At 72.4% G+C, this 18,561-nt stretch carries 15 protein-coding genes; 8 read left to right on the plus strand and 7 right to left on the minus strand.

From position 1 onward, the window contains the following. Nucleotides 1-4 precede the first annotated feature (4 nt). The 3 genes from KUM03_RS33645 to KUM03_RS33655 are packed head-to-tail and all read right to left on the minus strand — an operon-like array spanning nt 5 to nt 4,183. Nucleotides 5-1,690, minus strand: coding sequence for a thiamine pyrophosphate-binding protein (locus KUM03_RS33645; RefSeq protein WP_217254363.1), 1,686 nt, complete (start codon nt 1,688-1,690; stop codon nt 5-7). Next, nucleotides 1,687-2,655, minus strand: coding sequence for an agmatinase (gene speB / locus KUM03_RS33650; protein WP_217254364.1), 969 nt, complete (start codon nt 2,653-2,655; stop codon nt 1,687-1,689). Before speB ends, KUM03_RS33645 begins: the two co-directional genes overlap by 4 nt. Before the next feature lie 52 nt (nt 2,656-2,707). Beyond that, nucleotides 2,708-4,183: a sodium:solute symporter gene (locus KUM03_RS33655; RefSeq protein ID WP_217254365.1), complete on the minus strand. Its 1,476-nt coding sequence runs from the start codon at nt 4,181-4,183 to the stop codon at nt 2,708-2,710. 205 nt (nt 4,184-4,388) lie between these two features. Here KUM03_RS33655 and KUM03_RS33660 point away from each other — a divergent pair, with 205 nt between their 5' ends. Beyond that, on the plus strand, nt 4,389-5,897 hold the full coding sequence (locus tag KUM03_RS33660) for a PucR family transcriptional regulator (RefSeq protein ID WP_217254476.1): 1,509 nt from the start codon (nt 4,389-4,391) through the stop codon (nt 5,895-5,897). A gap of 78 nt (nt 5,898-5,975) precedes the next feature. Beyond that, nucleotides 5,976-6,773: a phosphatase gene (locus KUM03_RS33665; protein ID WP_217254366.1), complete on the plus strand. Its 798-nt coding sequence runs from the start codon at nt 5,976-5,978 to the stop codon at nt 6,771-6,773. Here KUM03_RS33665 and KUM03_RS33670 read toward each other — a convergent pair. The 4 genes from KUM03_RS33670 to KUM03_RS33685 form a co-directional block, all read right to left on the minus strand. After that, nucleotides 6,757-7,731 (minus strand): cation diffusion facilitator family transporter, encoded by a 975-nt coding sequence (locus tag KUM03_RS33670; protein ID WP_217254367.1) that lies wholly within the window; start codon nt 7,729-7,731, stop codon nt 6,757-6,759. The genes KUM03_RS33665 and KUM03_RS33670 overlap by 17 nt on opposite strands. A gap of 5 nt (nt 7,732-7,736) precedes the next feature. After that, a complete protein-coding gene (locus KUM03_RS33675; RefSeq protein ID WP_217254368.1) occupies nt 7,737-8,609 on the minus strand; it encodes an acyl-CoA thioesterase II in 873 nt (290 codons plus the stop codon). Nucleotides 8,610-8,619: 10 nt separating this feature from the next. Then, nucleotides 8,620-9,777, minus strand: coding sequence for an acyl-CoA dehydrogenase family protein (locus KUM03_RS33680; protein ID WP_073723288.1), 1,158 nt, complete (start codon nt 9,775-9,777; stop codon nt 8,620-8,622). A gap of 222 nt (nt 9,778-9,999) precedes the next feature. Then, on the minus strand, nt 10,000-10,599 hold the full coding sequence (locus tag KUM03_RS33685; protein ID WP_217254369.1) for a TetR/AcrR family transcriptional regulator: 600 nt from the start codon (nt 10,597-10,599) through the stop codon (nt 10,000-10,002). Between the two features lie 96 nt (nt 10,600-10,695). On the opposite strand from KUM03_RS33685, the gene KUM03_RS33690 reads away from it, so the two are divergent. The 6 genes from KUM03_RS33690 (at nt 10,696) to KUM03_RS33715 (ending at nt 18,469) form a co-directional block, all read left to right on the plus strand. Continuing rightward, nucleotides 10,696-12,312, plus strand: coding sequence for a carboxyl transferase domain-containing protein (locus KUM03_RS33690; RefSeq protein WP_217254370.1), 1,617 nt, complete (start codon nt 10,696-10,698; stop codon nt 12,310-12,312). 37 nt (nt 12,313-12,349) lie between these two features. Next, a complete protein-coding gene (locus KUM03_RS33695; protein ID WP_217254477.1) occupies nt 12,350-14,281 on the plus strand; it encodes an acetyl/propionyl/methylcrotonyl-CoA carboxylase subunit alpha in 1,932 nt (643 codons plus the stop codon). Then, nucleotides 14,278-15,243, plus strand: coding sequence for a hydroxymethylglutaryl-CoA lyase (locus KUM03_RS33700; protein ID WP_217254371.1), 966 nt, complete (start codon nt 14,278-14,280; stop codon nt 15,241-15,243). Before KUM03_RS33695 ends, KUM03_RS33700 begins: the two co-directional genes overlap by 4 nt. A 5-nt stretch (nt 15,244-15,248) precedes the next feature. Further along, nucleotides 15,249-16,409: an acyl-CoA dehydrogenase family protein gene (locus KUM03_RS33705; protein ID WP_217254372.1), complete on the plus strand. Its 1,161-nt coding sequence runs from the start codon at nt 15,249-15,251 to the stop codon at nt 16,407-16,409. A 120-nt stretch (nt 16,410-16,529) separates the two neighbouring features. Further along, complete coding sequence (locus tag KUM03_RS33710; protein WP_217254373.1) at nt 16,530-17,576, plus strand: ABC transporter substrate-binding protein; 1,047 nt, start codon at nt 16,530-16,532, stop codon at nt 17,574-17,576. Between the two features lie 32 nt (nt 17,577-17,608). Next, a complete protein-coding gene (locus tag KUM03_RS33715; RefSeq protein ID WP_217254374.1) occupies nt 17,609-18,469 on the plus strand; it encodes a siderophore-interacting protein in 861 nt (286 codons plus the stop codon). The last annotated feature ends 92 nt before the right edge of the window (nt 18,470-18,561 follow it).

Here is an 18,561-nt window from a genome sequence, read left to right on the forward strand (position 1 = left end):
CCGCTCACCCCAGATGCGTCGGCGCGAACATGCGCAGGACGGCCGGGAGGACGACCACCGAGGGCCCCGGTGCCGCCAGGGCCTTCGCGAGGTCGGTCTCCAGCGTCTCCGGGGACGTCCGCACGCCCGGCACTCCGAACGACTCGGCGAGGGCCACGTAGTCGGGGCGGGTCAGCTCCGTCGCGGTCGGCTCGCCGAAGGCGTCGGTCATGTACTCGCGCAGGATGCCGTAGCCGCCGTCGTCGACGATCAGCCAGGTGACGTTCAGGTCGTACTGGCGGGCGGTGGCCAGTTCGGCGATGGAGTACAGGGCGCCGCCGTCGCCGGAGACCGCCAGGACCGGGTGGGTGGGATCGGCGGCGGCGGCTCCCAGGGCCGCCGGGAAGCCGTAGCCGAGTCCGCCGGCGCCCTGGGCCGAATGCATGGTGTTCGGGGCCTTGGCGTCGAAGGCCGACCATGCCCAGTAGGCCAGGATGGTCATGTCCCAGAAGGACGGGGCGCTGGGTGGGAGGGCCCCCCGGACGGCGGCGAGGACGTCCTGTTCCAGGGTGAGTTCCTGGGACGCGATGCGTTCGCGGACCTTGTCCAGTACCGCACGGACGCGCTCCGGGGCACCCGGGTCCGTCCGCTCCCCCACCGTCTCCAGCAGCGCCTGGAGGGCGAGGCGGGCGTCGGCGTGGATGCCGAGGGCCGGGTGGTTGGATTCCAGTTTGCCGAGGTCGGCCTCGATCTGGATCACCCGGCCGCGCGGCTTGAAGGTGTGGTAGTTCGAGGAGAGTTCGCCGAGGCCGGAGCCGACGACGAGGAGTACGTCGGCGTCCTCCAGGAAGTCCGTGGTGTGGCGGTCCTCCAGCCAGGACTGGAGGGACAGGGGGTGCGTCCAGGGGAAGGCGCCCTTGCCGCCGAAGGTGGTGACGACGGGGGCCTGGACGCGTTCCGCGAGCTGCCGGAGCTTCTTCGACGCGTCGGCCCGGACGACTCCGCCGCCCGCGATGATCGCGGGGCGCTCCGCGCGGGCCAGGAGGTCGGCGGCGACCGCCGTCAGTTCGGGGCGCGGGGGCAGTTCCTCGGGGAAGGTGTCGCCGCCGGTCACGACCGGGATCGGCGTCTCGGCCAGGAGGACGTCCTGCGGGATCTCCACCCACACGGGGCCGTGCGGGACGGTCAGCGCCGACGTCCAGGCCTCGGCGATCGCGGACGGGATCTGGGACTGGGTGCGGACCGTGTGGACGGACTTCACCACGCCGCGGAAGGAGGCCGCCTGGTCGGGGAGTTCGTGCAGGTAGCCGTGGCGTCCGCCGCCGAGGCCGGCCGTCGGGACCTGGCTGCTGATCGCGAGGACGGGAGCGGAGGCGGCCCGCGCTTCCTGGAGGGCGGCGAGGGAGGTGAGGGCTCCGGGGCCGGTCGACAGGAGCAGCGGGGCGGCCTCGCCGGTGACGCGGCCGTAGGCGTCGGCGGCGAAACCGGCGTTGTTCTCCACCCGCAGGCCGATGTAGCGCAGGTCGGAGCGGCGCAGGGCGTCGAACATGCCGAGGGCGTGCTGGCCGGGCAGGCCGAAGACGGTGGTCGCGCCGAGCCCGGCCAGGGTCTCCACGACCAGGTCTCCGCCGTTGCGGCCGGGGGGAGGATTCAGCGCGGCCTCCGTCTGGGCGGCGGTCGGACGGAGCACCAGGTCGTGGTCGTGGGTCACTTCGCGCGGGCCTCTGCAATCTGGCGGGACATGATGGTGGTCAGTTCGTAGGCGGTGTGGGAGGCCGCGACGGAGGTGATCTCCGCGTGGTCGTAGGCCGGGGCGACCTCGACGACGTCGGCCGACACCAGGTTGCAGGACGCCAGTCCGCGCAGGATCTCCAGCAGCTCGCGGGAGGTCATGCCGCCGGCCTCGGGGGTGCCGGTGCCGGGGGCGTGGGCGGGGTCCAGGCAGTCGATGTCGATGGAGATGTAGAGCGGGCGGTCGCCGATGCGCTGGCGGAGCTGGTCGGCGACCTCGTCGGCGCCGCGGCGGTAGACGTCGGCGGAGGTGACGATGCCGAAGCCCATCTTCTCGTCGTCGGTGAGGTCCTGCTTGCCGTACAGGGGGCCGCGGGTGCCGACGTGGGAGAGGGCGGAGGTGTCGAGGATGCCCTCCTCGACGGCGCGGCGGAAGGGGGTGCCGTGGGTGTACTCGGCGCCGAAGTAGGTGTCCCAGGTGTCGAGGTGGGCGTCGAAGTGGAGCAGGGCGACCGGGCCGTGCTTCTTGGCGACCGAGCGCAGCAGCGGCAGGGCGATGGTGTGGTCGCCGCCCAGGGTCATCAGGCGGGCGCCGGTGCCGAGGAGGTCGTCGGCGGCGGCCTCCACGGTCTCGACGGCCTCGTTGATGTTGAAGGGGTTGACGGCTATGTCGCCGCCGTCGGCGACCTGGGCGAGGGCGAAGGGGGAGGCGTCCTGGGCCGGGTTGTACGGGCGCAGCAGGCGGGAGGCCTCGCGGATGGCGTTGCCGCCGAAGCGGGCGCCGGGCCGGTAGGAGACGCCCGAGTCGAACGGCACGCCCACGACGGCGACGTCGGCGGTACCGACCTCGTCGAGGCGGGGCAGCCGGGCGAAGGTCGCGGGGCCCGCGTAGCGCGGGACGCGGGAGGAGTCGACGGGGCCGCGGGGCGTCTCGTTGCTGCTCATGTATTGCCTTCCTTCTTACGCTTCGTCGCGTATGTACTACTGCTGTCCGACTCTACTGGTGAGCCGGGACCGCCGGTTCGGACTGGGGTTCGGGGGCCCGGCCGGCGAGGCGTTCGCGCCAGGCGGTGAGGGTCGCCTCGTCGGTGGGGCGGGTGGCCAGGGAGACGGCGACGTAGGCGGCGAGGGAGGCCAGGAGGCCGTAGTAGACGGGCTCGTTGGCGAGGATGCCGTAGGCCGCCATCAGGCCGACGACGGCGAGTCCGCCGACGGCGACGGAGGCGAGGGCGCCCGGTGCGGTGCCGCGCTTCCACAGCAGCCCGCCGAGGATGGGCACGAGGAGGCCGCCGACGAGGAGGTTGTAGGCGACGGTGAGGGCCTCGACGACGTCGTTGAGGGCGATGGAGATGAGGATGACGGCGACGCCCATGGCGAGGATGAAGACGCGGTTGCCCTTCACCTCGTCGTGCCCGTCCGCGCCCTCGCCCTCCGGCCCCCGGACCGCGCCGCGCAGGCGGGACCAGATGTCGTTGTTGGCGACGGTGGCGCAGGCGATGAGGGCGCCGGAGGAGGTGGACATCACGGCGGCCAGGGCGGCGGCCAGCACCAGTCCGCGCACGCCGATGGGCAGCTCGTCCTTGACGATGGTGGCGAAGGCGTCGTCGGGGCTGGCGAGCTTCGGGTAGAGCACCTTGGCGGCGGTGCCGATGATCGCGCCGGCGACGGCGTAGACGAGGCAGTAGGTGCCGGCGACGGTGCCGCCCCACTTGGCGGTGCGGTCGCTGCCGGCGGTGAAGACGCGCTGCCAGATGTCCTGCCCGATTAGCATGCCGAAGGTGTAGATCAGCACGTAGGTGAAGATGGTCTCGCCGCCGATGCCCAGCGGGTCGAAGTACTCGGTGGGCAGCTGGGCCTTCATCTCGCTGAAGCCGCCGGCCTTGACGACCGCGATGGGCAGCAGCAGGAGCAGTACGCCGATGGTCTTCACCACGAACTGCACCATGTCGGTGAGGGTGATGGACCACATGCCGCCGAGCGTGGAGTAGGCGACGACGATGGAGCCGCCGAGGACGATGGCGAGGGTGCGGTTCACGTCGAAGAGGACGTCGAAGATCGTGGCGTAGGCGATGGTGGAGGTGACGGCCAGCATCAGGGTGTACGCCCACATGACGACGCCGGAGATCACGCCGGCCCGGCCGCCGTAGCGCAGGTCGAGCATCTCGGAGACGGTGTAGACCTTCAGGCGGGCGATGCGCGCGGAGAAGAAGACGGACAGGGCGAGGATGCCGAGGCCGATGGTGACGACCATCCAGGCGCCGGACAGTCCGTACTGGTAGCCGAGACCGACGCCGCCGATGGTGGAGGCGCCGCCGAGGACGATGGCCGCCATGGTGCCGGAGTACATGCCGGGGCCGAGGCGCCGTCCGGCGACGAGGAACTCGCTCTTGGACTTGGCGCGGCGCATGCCCCACCAGCCCATGGCCAGCATGCCGGCGAGGTAGACGACGATCACGATGTAGTCGACGGCCATGAGGGGCCCTCCTTCGCGCACTCTCGGTGGCGTGTCGTGCGATGGGTTTCTCCGGTGGCGCTGCGCGGGGACATCCGCCCGTACCCGCGGCTGCCGGTGTGGATTCCGGTTCGGGTTGACATTAGGTGGCTGGAACGCGGCTGCGAAGTGTACGTTTCATCCAGCGGGGGCCGCTGGAGTGGAGGAATCGTCCATCGTGTCCATCGTGCAGGAATCGGCCGTCCCGCCCGTGCCGCCCACTCCCCCGGTCTCGCTGGCGGCCCTGCTGGCCCGTGACGACCTGGGGCTCCGCCAGATCACCGGGCCTCCGGCGGCGGACGTCACGATCCACGGGGCGCACACCTCGGAGATGTCCGACCCCTACCCGTACCTGCTGGGCGGTGAGCTGCTGCTGACGGCGGGCGTGCACATTCCGGATGCGGCGGGCGCGGGGACCTCCTACTTCGACGACTACGTCGGCCGGATCGTGGCGGCGGGCGGCGCGGCCCTCGGCTTCGGGGTGGCGCCGGTGCACGACACGGTGCCCGAGGCGCTGGTCGCGGCCTGCCAGGCGTACGGGCTGCCGTTGGTGGAGGTGGAGCCGCGGACGACGTTCTCGGGCGTGGCCCGTGCGGTGTGGCAGCTGATGGCGCAGGCCAGGATGGCCGAGCTGCGCCGGATCTCGGAGGCCCAGCAGGGCCTGGCCGCGGCGGCCTCCCGTCCCGATCCGGTGCCGTCGGTGCTGCGCCGGCTGGCCGGCCGGCTGGAGGGGCGGGCGGTGCTGTACGGGCCGGAGGGCACCGAGATCTCGGCGGCGGGGCGGGAGCCCGGGGACGAGGTGCGGCGGGCGCTGGCGGAGCTGGCCCGGTTCGTCACCGGGCACGCCTCCAGCACCGCCACGGACACGGTCGCCGGCACCCGTCTCGCGGCGTACGCCCTCGGCAGCGGGCGGGACTTCGTCCTCGGGGTGGCCGCGCCGCACCGGGAGTCCGGGGACCACACCATCGCGTCGGTCGCCGCCGTGCTGCTCTCCCTGCTCACCGGCGAGCACCAGAGCGGCACGGGCGCGGCCCGTTCCTCGGCCCTGGTACGGCTGCTGCTGGGCGCCGGGCGCGAGGAGGTCGCCCCGCTGCTGGGCGGCGGGGAGGGCGACGGCGCCGTCACCCGCTGGTACGTCGTCCACGCCCGCCCGGCCACCGGCACCCCCGACGCGGTCTCCGCCTCGGCCCTGGGCGCGGCCCTGGGCTCGCCCCTGGTCGACGCGGCGGGCGACGTCGTACGGGTCCTGGTGCCGGCGGGCCGGCAGCCGGAGGCGGGCACCACCCCATGGGACGGAGCGCCAGGCTGGACCCTCGGCGTGAGCGCCCCCGTCGCCCCCGCCGAGTGGCCCGCCGCCGACGCCCAGGCGGCGCGGGCGCTGGCGCGGGCCAGGGCCGTCCGGGCGCCGCTGGTCCGGCATGCCGAGCGGCCGGCGTTCGCCGACCTCGTGCCGGCCGGGGAGGCCGAGGCGCACGCGCGGGCGCTGCTCGCGCCGATCGGCGCCGTTCCGGCGCTCGCCGAGACGCTGCGGGCCTGGCTGTCGCTGCACGGCAGCTGGGACCGCACCGCCGTCGCCCTGTCCGTGCACCGCAACACCGTCCGGCAGCGCGTCGCCCGCTGCGCCGCCCTGCTGGAGGCCGACCTCGACGACCCGGACGTACGGATGGAGCTGTGGTTCGCGCTGCGGCACCTGTGAGGGGCCGCACTTCGTGACCCGCGTCCCAGCCTGCGGCATGCCGCAGACGCCCACGGGCGGCTGCTACACAATGGAGCCATGCCGATACCCGGGACACCCAACCGCGCCGAACTGGCCGAACACCTCGTCAGAACCCGTATCGCGGGCGACGTCGCCACGCCCCGCGAGAACAACCTCTCCCACTACCGCAAACTGGCCAACGGCGACCGTGGCTTCTGGCTCGGCCTGGAGCTGGGCGACCGCTGGAGCGACGAGCAGGACGTGCTCGCGGTGATGGCGGAGCGGGTCGGCGTCAACGACGACCCGGAGTACCGGTACGGCCAGGACACCATCGACCCCGAGCTGACGGTGGCCGCGCTGGAGCGGATGGCCGGCCGGCTGCGCAAGGCGGCGGACGGCGGGCAGCGGGTGCTGTTCGCGACCGGTCACCCGGGCGGTCTGCTCGACGTGCACCGGGCCACCGCCGACGCGCTGCGGGCGGCAGGCTGCGAGATCGTCGTGATCCCGGAGGGGCTGACGACGGAGGAGGGGTACGTCCAGCAGTTCGCGGACGTGGCGGTGCTGGAGCACGGCGCCTCGCTGTGGCACACCCATTCCGGTGAGCCGATGAAGGCCATCCTGACCGGACTGGAGCGCGAGGGCCGCCCGCTGCCCGACCTGGTGGTCGCCGACCACGGCTGGGCCGGATACGCCGCCCAGCACGGTGTCGACTCCGTGGGCTACGCCGACTGCAACGACCCGGCGCTCTTCCTCGCCGAGTCCGAGGGCACCCTCCAGGTCGCGGTGCCGCTGGACGACCACGTGGTCAGCCCGCGCTACTACGACCCGATGACGGCGTACCTGCTGACGGAGGCGGGGCTCAAGGCCAGGGGTTGAGCCCCTCCGAGCGGCGCTGCGCGAACCCGGGCGTCGGGTCCAGGTAGACCCGGCGGATCATCGGGAACTCCTCGCGCAGCCGCTGCTCGGCCCGTTCGCTCGCCCACTCGATCTGCGCCGCCGTCGCCACGTCCCGGAAGTCGACCTTGGCGGCGACCAGCGCCTCCCGCGGCCCCTGTACGAGGGTGGTCAGCTCCAGTACGGCCTCGATGTGCTCGACGGCCACCAGTTCCGCCCGGACGCGCTCGCGCACGGTGCGGGGCAGCGGGCGGCCGATGAGGAACTCGGCGTTGGAGCGGCCCAGCACCCAGGCGACGTACAGGAGCAGGGCGCCGATGCACAGGGAGGCGACGCCGTCCCAGACGCCGGAGCCGGTGAGCTGCCCGCCGAGGAGTCCGCCCGCGGCCAGCAGCAGGCCGGCCAGGGCGGCGGAGTCCTCCAGGACGACGGCCTTGACCGCGGTGTCGGGGGTACGGCGCAGGTAGCGGCCGAAGGGCACCTTGTAGCGGCGGGCCTCGCCGTGCGCCTGCTTGAGGCCGGTGCGCAGCGAGTAGCCCTCCAGGAGGAAGGCGACGGCGAGGACGAGGTAGGCGATCAGCGGGTCGCCCACTTCCTCGCCGTGGGTGAGGGTGTGGACTCCGTCGTAGAGGGAGAAGACGGCGCCGCCGACGAAGGTGGCGACGGCGGCGAGCAGGGCCCAGATGTAGCGTTCGGGGCCGTGGCCGAGGGGGTGGTCCTCGTCGGCGGGGCGCTCGCTGCGTTTGAGGGAGGTCAGCAGCAGGACCTCGGTGACGGTGTCGGCGACCGAGTGCGCGGCCTCCGACAGCATCGCGCTGGACCCGCTGATCACGCCGGCCACCGCCTTGGCGATCGCGATGCCGAGGTTGGCGAAGGCGGCGACCAGCACCGTGAAGGTGCTCTCGCCGCCACCGGTCTGGTGCCGCTGAGGTTCCGCCATGCCCCTCAGTGTTCCCGAGGGACGCGCACCACGCCTTCCTGGATGACCGAGAGGGCGAGCCGCCCGTCCTGGGTGTAGATCCTCGCCTGGCCGAGGCCCCGGCCGCCGGACGCGGACGGCGACTGCTGGTCGTACAGCAGCCACTCGTCGGCGCGGAAGGGACGGTGGAACCACATCGCGTGGTCCAGCGAGGCCCCGACGACGTCGCCGACGGCCCAGCCGCCGCGGCCGTGCGCGAGTAGCACCGAGTCGAGGAGGGTCATGTCGGAGACGTAGGTGGCGAGGACGACGTGCAGGAGGGGGTCGTCGGAGAGCTTGCCGTTGGTGCGGAACCACACCTGGGAGTGCGGCTCGCGGGGCGTGCCGAAGTCGCCGAAGGGCGGGTCGTCGACGTAGCGCAGGTCGACGGCGGCGCGGGCTTCCAGGAAGCGTTCCACGGTCTCGGCGGGCAGGTGCGGGTAGCCGCGCAGCCGTTCCTCTCCGGTGGGGAGGGTCGCCGGGTCGGGGGCGTCCGGCATCGGGGCCTGGTGGTCCAGGCCCTCCTCGTACGTCTGGAAGGACGCCGACAGGCCGAAGATCGGCTTGCCGTGCTGGACGGCGACGACGCGGCGGGTGGTGAAGGAGCGGCCGTCGCGCAGGCGGTCGACGTTGTAGACGATGGGGGCGCCGGGGTCGCCGGGGCGCAGGAAGTACGCGTGCAGGGAGTGCGCGTGCCGGTCGGCGGGGACCGTGCGCCCGGCGGCGACCAGGGCCTGGGCGGCCACCTGCCCGCCGAAGACCCGGGGGACGACGGCGGAGCGGGAGTGGCCGCGGTAGATGTCCTCCTCGATCCGCTCGAGGTCGAGCAGGTCGAGGAGGGACTGGAGTGCTTCGCTCATACTCCGAGGGTCACAGGCCCATGTTCTTCGCGATGATCATCTTCATGACCTCGCTGGTGCCGCCGTAGATGCGGTTGACGCGGTTGTCCGCGTACAGGCGGGCGATGGGGTACTCGTTCATGTAGCCGTAGCCGCCGTGCAGCTGGAGGCAGCGGTCGATGACGCGGTGGGCGACCTCGGTGCAGAACAGCTTGGCGCTGGCGGCCTCGGCGGGGGTGAGTTCACCGGCGTCCAGGGCCTCGGTGGCGCGGTCGGCGACGGCCTCGGCGGCGTCCACCTCGGCCTGGCAGGCGGCCAGCTCGAACTTGGTGTTCTGGAAGTGGGCGACCGGCTTGCCGAAGACGGTGCGCTCCTGGACGTACTGCGTGGCGAAGCGGACGGCGGCCTTGGCCTGCGCGTAGGCGCCGTAGGCGATGCCCCAGCGCTCGGAGGCCAGGTTGTGGCCGAGGTAGGAGAAGCCCTTGTTCTCCTCGCCGAGCAGGTCCTCGACGGGCACCTTGACGTCGACGAAGGCCAGCTCGGCGGTGTCGGAGGTGCGCAGGCCCAGCTTGTCCAGCTTGCGGCCCACCGAGTAGCCCTCGGACTTGGTGTCCACGGCGAACAGGGAGATGCCGTGGCGGCGGTCCTCGGCCGTGGGGGCGGCGGTGCGGGCGCAGACGATCACCTTGTCGGCGTGCACGCCGCCGGTGATGAAGGTCTTGGCGCCGTTGAGGACGTAGTGGGTGCCGTCCTCGGAGAGCTTGGCGGTGGACTTCATGCCCGCGAGGTCGGAACCGGTGCCCGGCTCCGTCATCGCGATGGCCCACATCTCCTCGCCGGTGACGAACTTCGGCAGGTAGCGCTTCTTCTGCTCGTCGGTGGCCAGCATGTTGATGTAGGGCAGGGCGAGCAGCACGTGCACGCCGGAGCCGCCGAACTGGACGCCGGCGCGGGCGGTCTCCTCGTAGAGGACGGCCTCGAACTTGTGGCTGTCCATGCCCGCGCCGCCGAACTCCTCGGGCACGTTGATGCCGAAGATGCCCAGCTCGCCGAGCTTGTAGTAGAAGTCGCGCGGCGCCTGGCCCGCGGCGAACCACTCGTCGTAGACGGGGACGACCTCGGCCTCGATGAAGGCGCGGAGGGTCTCCCGGAACGCCTCGTGGTCCTCGTTGAACACCGTACGGCGCACCGCGCCACCTCCAGGGTACGTATCTAAGCGCTTGCTCAGACTTCACCGTACCGGCGGGTAGGGAGGAGCGTCCAGAGCGGGGCGTGGGTAACCCTCGTCACTCCACGCGTCGCCCGGGGCTCCGCCCCGGACCCCGGGCCCGTGCCCACCCACCGCCCGACTCGGTCGGCCGAGAAGCGAGGGACCGGGGTCGATGCCGTCTCCGGGACCAGTCGGGCGCCGCTACACCTCTCCCACCGCCGCGAACGCCCCCCGCGCCATCCGGTGCAGCAGCCCCGCCGTCACCGCGCGGCCCGGCAGGGAGCCGGGGCGGCCCAGGTGGGGCGTGGAGTTCAGGAGGCCGAAGACCGAGTGGACGGCCGAGCGGGCGCTCGGTTCCGGGACCGCCGGGTAGACCTCGCGCAGTACGCCGACCCACAGCTCGACGTACTGCCGCTGGAGCTGGCGGACCATCTTGCGGTCGGCGTCCCGGAGGCGGTCCAGCTCGCGGTCGTGCAGGGTGATGAGCGGGCGGTCGTCGAGCGCGAAGTCGATGTGACCCTCGATGAGCGAGTCGAGGACCGCCTCGGGGCCGGTCACCCCGTCCGCCTCCGCCAGCCGCCGCTTCGCGCCGGTCAGCAGCGAGTCGCTGATCCCGACGAGCAGCTCGGCGAGCATGGCGTCCTTGCCCGCGAAGTGCCGGTAGAGGCCGGGTCCGCTGATCCCTACGGCGGCGCCTATCTCGTCGACGCCGACACCGTGGAAGCCGCGCTCGGCGAAGAGCCGGGCGGCCTCCTTGAGGATCTGATCGCGGCGGGTGGGGGCGTCGGTTCTCGTGGCCATGGAGTCAATTCTAGACAGGGAGGTTAGCGGTCGTTAACCTGGAGGAAATGCGTTAACGCTCATTAACTGATCGACCATCGGTGAGGGGACCGCAGGATGCACGAGGCACCGGAGCTGACGACGGCGGCAGATCCCGCCTCCGAGGCCTTTCGGGCCAACGAGGAGGCGCACCGCGTCCTCGTGGAGGAGCTGCGCGCGAAGCTCGCGGCGGCCCGGCTCGGCGGCGGGGAGCGGGCCCGGGCCCGGCACACCGCGCGCGGCAAGCTGCTGCCGCGCGACCGCGTGGACACGCTGCTCGATCCGGGCTCGCCGTTCCTGGAGCTGGCGCCGCTCGCGGCCGACGGGCTCTACGACGGGCAGGCCCCAGCCGCCGGCGTCATCGCCGGGATCGGACGGGTCAGCGACCGGGAGTGCGTGATCGTCGCCAACGACGCCACCGTCAAGGGCGGCACGTACTACCCGATGACGGTGAAGAAGCACCTGAGGGCGCAGGAGGTGGCACTGGAGAACCGGCTGCCGTGCCTGTACCTGGTGGACTCCGGGGGCGCCTTCCTGCCGATGCAGGACGAGGTCTTCCCGGACCGCGAGCACTTCGGGCGGATCTTCTACAACCAGGCCCGCATGTCGGGCGCCGGCATCCCGCAGATCGCGGCCGTCCTCGGCTCCTGCACGGCGGGCGGCGCGTACGTCCCCGCGATGAGCGACGAGGCGGTGATCGTCCGCAATCAGGGCACGATCTTCCTGGGCGGTCCGCCGCTGGTGAAGGCGGCCACCGGCGAGGTGGTCACGGCGGAGGAGCTGGGCGGCGGCGAGGTCCACTCGCGGGTGTCGGGCGTGACCGACCACCTGGCGGAGGACGACGCGCACGCGCTCAGGATCGTGCGCCAGATCGTCGACACCCTGCCCGAGCGCGGCGCGCTCCCCTGGGGCGTGGAGCCCGCGGTCGAGCCGAAGGTCGACCCGCAGGGGATGTCCGGCGCGGTGCCGGTCGACTCCCGCACCCCCTACGACGTGCGCGAGGTCATCGCGCGGGTGGTGGACGGCTCCCGGTTCGCCGAGTTCAAGTCCGAGTACGGGCAGACCCTCGTCACCGGCTTCGCCCGCATCCACGGCCACCCGGTCGGCATCGTCGCCAACAACGGCATCCTGTTCGCCGAGTCGGCCCAGAAGGGCGCCCACTTCATCGAGCTGTGCGACCAGCGCGGCATCCCGCTGGTGTTCCTCCAGAACATCTCCGGGTTCATGGTCGGCAAGGACTACGAGGCCGGGGGCATCGCCAAGCACGGCGCCAAGATGGTGACGGCGGTGGCGTGCACGCGGGTGCCGAAGCTGACGGTGGTCGTCGGCGGGTCGTACGGCGCGGGGAACTACTCGATGTGCGGGCGGGCGTACTCGCCGCGCTTTTTGTGGATGTGGCCCAACGCCAAGATCTCGGTGATGGGCGGCGAGCAGGCCGCGTCCGTGCTGGCCACGGTCAAGCGGGACCAGCTGGAGGCCCGGGGCGAGGCGTGGGCGGCCGAGGAGGAGGAGTCCTTCAAGGCGCCGATCCGTGCGCAGTACGAGCACCAGGGGAACGCCTACTACGCGACCGCCCGCCTGTGGGACGACGGGGTGATCGAGCCCGCGGACACCCGGCAGGTGCTGGGTCTGGCCCTGACCGCGTGTGCCAACGCGCCGCTGGGCGAGCCCCAGTTCGGCGTCTTCCGGATGTGAGGAGGGGACTTCGATGGGGAGCGCGATGGGGAGCTTGATGTTCGACACGGTGCTGGTGGCCAACCGCGGTGAGATCGCGGTGCGGGTCGTGAGGACCCTGCGCTCGATGGGCGTGCGCTCGGTGGCGGTCTTCTCCGACGCCGACGCGGACGCGCGGCACGTGCGGGAGGCCGACGAGGCGGTGCGGATCGGCCCGGCGCCGGCGGCGGAGAGCTATCTCTCCGTCGAGCGGCTGCTGGAGGCCGCCGCCCGCACCGGTGCGCAGGCCGTCCACCCGGGGTACGGCTTCCTCGCGGAGAACGCCGGTTTCGCGCGGGCCTGCGAGGAGGCGGGGCTGGTCTTCATCGGGCCGCCCGCCGACGCCATCGCCCTGATGGGCGACAAGATCCGGGCCAAGGAGACGGTGAAGGCGGCCGGGGTGCCGGTGGTGCCCGGCTCAAGCGGCAGCGGCCTGACGGACGCGCAGCTCGCCGAGGCCGCCCGCGAGATCGGCACGCCGGTGCTGCTGAAACCGTCGGCCGGTGGTGGCGGCAAGGGCATGCGGCTGGTGCGGGACGAGGCCGTGCTCGCCGACGAGATCGCCGCCGCCCGCCGCGAGGCCCGCGCCTCCTTCGGCGACGACACGCTGCTGGTGGAGCGGTGGATCGACCGGCCCCGGCACATCGAGATCCAGGTCCTGGCCGACGGCCATGGCAACGTGGTGCACCTGGGCGAGCGCGAGTGCTCACTGCAGCGCCGGCACCAGAAGGTCATCGAGGAGGCGCCGAGCGTGCTGCTCGACGAGGCGACCCGTGCCGCGATGGGCGAGGCGGCCGTGCAGGCGGCCCGCTCCTGCGGCTACCGGGGCGCGGGCACGGTGGAGTTCATCGTGCCGGGCGAGGACCCCTCGCAGTACTACTTCATGGAGATGAACACCCGCCTCCAGGTGGAGCACCCGGTGACCGAACTGGTCACCGGCCTGGACCTGGTGGAGTGGCAGCTGCGGGTGGCGGCGGGCGAGAAGCTGGGCTTCGCGCAGGAGGACGTACGGCTCACCGGGCACGCGATCGAGGCCCGCCTGTGCGCGGAGGACCCGGCGCGCGGCTTCCTCCCGTCCGGCGGCACGGTGCTGCGGCTGCACGAGCCCGAGGGCGACGGCGTCCGCACCGACTCGGGGCTGAGCGAGGGCACCGAGGTCGGCAGCCTCTACGACCCGATGCTGTCCAAGGTGATCGCGTACGGCCCCGACCGCGCGACCGCCCTGCGCAAGCTCCGCGCGGCCCTCGCGCGGACGGTGACGCTGGGCGTGCAGACCAACGCCGGGTTCCTGCGCCGGCTGCTCGCGCACCCGGCGGTGGTGGCGGGCGAGCTGGACACCGGGCTGGTGGAGCGGGAGGTCGACGGCCTGGTCCCCACGGACGTACCGGAGGAGGTGTACGAGGCGGCGGCGGCCGTACGGCTGGACGCGCTGCGTCCGCGCGGCGACGGCTGGACGGACCCCTTCTCGGTGCCCAGCGGCTGGCGCATGGGCGGCGAGCCGAAGCCGGTCACCTTCCACCTGCGGGTCACCGACCCGGTGGAGCACACCCCGCGCGGCACGCACACCGTCACCGAGGACCGCGTGTCGGTGACGCTGGACGGCGTCCGGCACACCTTCCACCGCGCCGCCGACTGGCTGGGCCGCGACGGCGACGCCTGGCACGTGCGCGACCACGACCCGGTCGCCGCCTCCCTCTCCGGCGCCGCCCACGCGGGCGCCGACTCGCTGACCGCGCCGATGCCGGGCACGGTGACGGTGGTGAAGGTGGCCGTCGGCGACGAGGTGAGCGCCGGGCAGAGCCTGCTGGTGGTGGAGGCGATGAAGATGGAGCACGTCATCTCCGCCCCGCACGCGGGCACGGTCGCCGAGCTGGACGTGGCGCCGGGCACGACGGTCGCCATGGACCAGGTGCTGGCGGTCATCGCCCCGGTGGAGGAGGAGACGTCGTGAACGCCCCCGAGCTGGGCCTGCCCATGGCCGTACCGGCCGAAGGCCTGCCCGCCCGCGTCCGCATCCACGAGGTGGGCGCGCGCGACGGCCTCCAGAACGAGAAGGCGACCGTCCCGGCGGTGGTGAAGGCGGAGTTCATCCGCCGCCTGGCCGGTACGGGTCTGACCACGATCGAGGCGACGAGCTTCGTGCACCCCAAGTGGGTGCCGCAGCTGGCGGACGCGGAGGAGCTGTTCCCCGCCGTCGCCGACCTGCCGGTCGAGCTGCCCGTGCTGGTGCCGAACGAACGCGGCCTCGACCGCGCCCTCGCCCTCGGCGCCCGCCGCGTCGCGGTCTTCGCCAGCGCCACGGAGTCCTTCGCCAAGGCCAACCTCAACCGCACGGTGGACGAAGCGCTGGCCATGTTCGAGCCGGTGGTGGCGCGGGCGAAGGACGCGGACGTCCATGTCCGGGGCTACCTGTCGATGTGCTTCGGCGACCCGTGGGAGGGCGCGGTCCCCGTCGGGCAGGTGGTGAAGGTCTGCCGGGCCCTCAAGGACATGGGCTGCGACGAGCTGAGCCTCGGCGACACCATCGGGGTGGCGACCCCGGGTCACGTGGGCGCCCTGCTCACCTCCCTCACCGACGCCGGCGTTCCCGTGGGCGCGCTCGGCGTGCACTTCCACGACACGTACGGCCAGGCCCTCGCCAACACGTACGAGGCCCTGCGGCACGGCGTGACGACCGTGGACGCCTCCGCCGGCGGACTGGGCGGCTGCCCGTACGCGAAGTCCGCCACCGGCAACCTCGCCACCGAAGACCTCGTGTGGATGCTGCGCGGCCTCGGCATCGACACCGGGGTCGACCTCGGCTCTCTCGTCGCCACCAGCGTCTGGATGGCCGCCCACCTGGGCCGACCCAGCCCGTCCCGCACCGTCCGGGCCCTCGCTGGCCCGGGCGACGACTCCGACCAGGAGAAGTGACAGCCATGGACCACAAGCTCTCCCCCGAACTCGAGGAGCTCCGCCGCACGGTGGAGGAGTTCGCCCACGACGTCGTGGCGCCGAAGATCGGCGACTTCTACGAGCGGCACGAGTTCCCGTACGAGATCGTCCGGGAGATGGGCCGCATGGGCCTGTTCGGCCTGCCGTTCCCGGAGGAGTACGGCGGCATGGGCGGCGACTACCTGGCGCTCGGCATCGCGCTGGAGGAGCTGGCCCGCGTCGACTCGTCGGTGGCGATCACGCTGGAGGCGGGCGTCTCGCTGGGTGCCATGCCGGTCCACCTGTTCGGCACCGAGGAGCAGAAGCGCGAGTGGCTGCCCCGGCTGTGCTCCGGGGAGATCCTGGGCGCCTTCGGCCTGACCGAGCCGGACGGCGGCTCGGACGCGGGCGCGACGCGGACGACGGCCCGCCTGGACGAGGCGACGAACGAGTGGGTGATCAACGGCACCAAGTGCTTCATCACCAACTCCGGCACCGACATCACCGGTCTGGTGACGGTCACGGCGGTCACCGGCCGGGGGCCGGACGGCCGGCCGCGGATCTCGGCGATCATCGTCCCGTCCGGCACCCCGGGCTTCACGGTCGCCGCCCCGTACTCGAAGGTCGGCTGGAACGCGTCGGACACCCGTGAGCTGTCCTTCGCCGACGTCCGGGTCCCGGCGGCGAACCTGCTGGGCGAGGAGGGCCGCGGGTACGCGCAGTTCCTGCGCATCCTCGACGAGGGCCGGATCGCCATCGCCGCGCTGGGCACGGGCCTGGCGCAGGGCTGTGTGGACGAGTCGGTGAAGTACGCGAAGGAACGTCACGCCTTCGGCAAGCCCATCGGCGCCAACCAGGCCATCCAGTTCAAGGTCGCCGACATGGAGATGAAGGCCCACACCTCCCGTCTCGCCTGGCGCGACGCGGCGTCCCGGCTGGTGGCGGGCGAGCCGTTCAAGAAGGAGGCGGCGCTGGCGAAGCTGTACTCGTCGACGGTGGCCGTGGACAACGCCCGCGACGCGACGCAGATCCACGGCGGCTACGGCTTCATGAACGAGTACCCGGTGGCCCGCATGTGGCGGGACGCGAAGATCCTGGAGATCGGCGAGGGCACCAGCGAGGTCCAGCGGATGCTGATCGCACGCGAGTTGGGCCTGGTCAGCTAGGCGCCGGCGGTCCGGGCGGGGCAGGTCACAGCCCCGCCCTATGGACAAGATCTGAGGTTAGGCTAACCTACCTTGAACTTGTCCCGCGGATGCTCCGCACCGTTCGAAAGCAGCCACGCCATGCCCAACGCCAGAGCTACCCACCTCACCCGCCGCGGAATCCTCGCCGCGGGCGGCGCACTCGGCCTCGGTGCCGCGCTCACGGCCTGCGGTGACGACGACGCGAAAAGCGGTGGCTCGGACGACGGGACGGCCGCCGCCAAGTCCGGGCCCTGGTCCTTCAAGGACGACCGCGGCAAGACCGTGGAGCTGGACAAGGTCCCGACGAACCTCGTCGCCTTCACCGGCGTCGCCGCCGCCCTCTGGGACTACGGCGTCCAGGTCAAGGGCGTCTTCGGCCCGACCACCACCAAGGACGGCAAGCCGGACGTCCAGGCCGGCGACCTCGACGTCGACAAGGTCACCGTGCTCGGCAACGAGTGGGGCAAGCTCAACGTCGAGAAGTACGCCGCCCTCGCCCCCGAGCTGCTGATCACCACGACGTTCGACACCGCGGGCACCCTGTGGTCCGTCCCCGAGGAGTCCAAGGACAAGGTCGCCAAGCTCGCCCCGAGCGTCGCGATCTCCGTCTTCGACCGCCAGCTCACCCAGCCGCTCCAGCGCATGTGGGAGCTGGCCGAGTCCCTCGGCGCCGACATGAAGGCGAAGAAGGCCACCGACGCGAAGGCCGCCTTCGAGAAGGCCGCGGCCCGGCTGCGCGCCGCCGCGAAGGCCAAGCCCGAGATCAGGGTACTGGCCGGTTCGGCGAGCGCCGAGCTGTTCTACGTCTCCGGCACCAACCTCTCCGTCGACCTGGAGTACTTCAAGGCCCTCGGCGTGAACTTCGTCGAGCCCTCGGAGGAGGCCAAGAAGGCGACCGGCGGCTGGTTCGAGTCCCTGAGCTGGGAGAACGTCGACAAGTACCCGGCCGACATCATCATCATGGACGACCGCGCCTCCACCATCCAGCCCGCGGACATCACCGAGGGCACCTGGAAGCAGCTCCCCGCGGTCAAGGCCGGCCAGGTCATCGCCCGCTCCCCCGAGCCGATTCTGTCCTACGACAAGTGCACGCCGCTCCTCGACAACCTGGCCGAGGCGATCGAGAACGCCAAGAAGGTCGGCTGACCCTCACCCTTCCCCTCCTTCCGGAGCCCTTCATGACGACGGCCGTGGCCGCCCCGTTCCGTTTCTTCTCCCTCCAGGTCGTACGGACGAGGCGGCTCGGCCCGTCTCTGGCCCGGGTCACCTTCGCGGGCCCCGACCTGCACGCCTTCCACTCCGACGGGCGGGACCAGTCCCTGTCGCTGTTCCTGCCGCACCCGGGACAGTCGGAGCCCGCCGTGCCCATCGAGTTGGGGGACGGGTGGTGGCAGGGGTGGCGTGAACTGCCGGACGATGTACGTGCGGTGATGCGCTCGTACACGCTCCGCGCCCTGCGCCGGGACGCCGACGGCCACACCGCCGAGATCGACATCGACTTCGTCCTGCACGGCGTCGACCCCGACTCGCCCGTCCAGGCGGGCCCCGCTGCCCGCTGGGCCGCCGACGCCGCCCCCGGTGACCGCGTCGTCCTGCTCGGCCCGGCGGTCGCCGACAACCGGGCGATCCGCTTCCGCCCGCCCGAGGACACCGACCTGGTGGTGATCTGGGGCGACGAGACCGCCGTACCGGCCGCCTGCGCCATCGTCGAGGCCCTGCCCGCCGGCACCCGCGCCCGGGTCTGGCTGGAGGTTCCGCACGCCGAGGACGTACAGGACCTCCACCCGGCGGCAGAGGCCGAGGTCACCTGGCTGGTCAAGGACGCCGCCGCCGGCCCGGAGACCACCCTCGCCACCCTCCGCGCGGCCGAACTGCCGCCCGCCGCGCACCCTTACGTCTGGATCGCCGGCGAGTCCGGCCGCGTCAAGCAGCTGCGCCGGCACTTCGTCGGCGAACGCGGCGTCGACCGCCGCCGCGTCACCTTCGTCGGCTACTGGCGCCAGGGCCTGACCGAGGAACAGCTCCGCGAGCAGGGCTGACGCTCCGCGCTCTCTCGGCACCCCAACTCACCCTCCGTGACACACGGATGGGACGTGAGTGACGGCAGTCACGTAGTGATGCGCGTTTGATC

The organism is Streptomyces sp. AC602_WCS936 (assembly GCF_019049125.1).
GTDB lineage: Bacteria > Actinomycetota > Actinomycetes > Streptomycetales > Streptomycetaceae > Streptomyces.

Excerpts from the sequence above, each read along its gene's own strand:
- KUM03_RS33670 (WP_217254367.1), bottom strand. The coding sequence starts at position 7,731 with ATGGCGGAACCTCAGCGGCACCAGACCGGTGGCGGCGAGAGCACCTTC.
- speB (WP_217254364.1), bottom strand. The coding sequence starts at position 2,655 with ATGAGCAGCAACGAGACGCCCCGCGGCCCCGTCGACTCCTCCCGCGTC.
- KUM03_RS33665 (WP_217254366.1), top strand. The coding sequence starts at position 5,976 with ATGCCGATACCCGGGACACCCAACCGCGCCGAACTGGCCGAACACCTC.
- KUM03_RS33710 (WP_217254373.1), top strand. The coding sequence starts at position 16,530 with ATGCCCAACGCCAGAGCTACCCACCTCACCCGCCGCGGAATCCTCGCC.
- KUM03_RS33690 (WP_217254370.1), top strand. The coding sequence starts at position 10,696 with ATGCACGAGGCACCGGAGCTGACGACGGCGGCAGATCCCGCCTCCGAG.
- KUM03_RS33655 (WP_217254365.1), bottom strand. The coding sequence starts at position 4,183 with ATGGCCGTCGACTACATCGTGATCGTCGTCTACCTCGCCGGCATGCTG.
- KUM03_RS33675 (WP_217254368.1), bottom strand. The coding sequence starts at position 8,609 with ATGAGCGAAGCACTCCAGTCCCTCCTCGACCTGCTCGACCTCGAGCGG.
- KUM03_RS33705 (WP_217254372.1), top strand. The coding sequence starts at position 15,249 with ATGGACCACAAGCTCTCCCCCGAACTCGAGGAGCTCCGCCGCACGGTG.
- KUM03_RS33695 (WP_217254477.1), top strand. The coding sequence starts at position 12,350 with ATGTTCGACACGGTGCTGGTGGCCAACCGCGGTGAGATCGCGGTGCGG.
- KUM03_RS33685 (WP_217254369.1), bottom strand. The coding sequence starts at position 10,599 with ATGGCCACGAGAACCGACGCCCCCACCCGCCGCGATCAGATCCTCAAG.
- KUM03_RS33715 (WP_217254374.1), top strand. The coding sequence starts at position 17,609 with ATGACGACGGCCGTGGCCGCCCCGTTCCGTTTCTTCTCCCTCCAGGTC.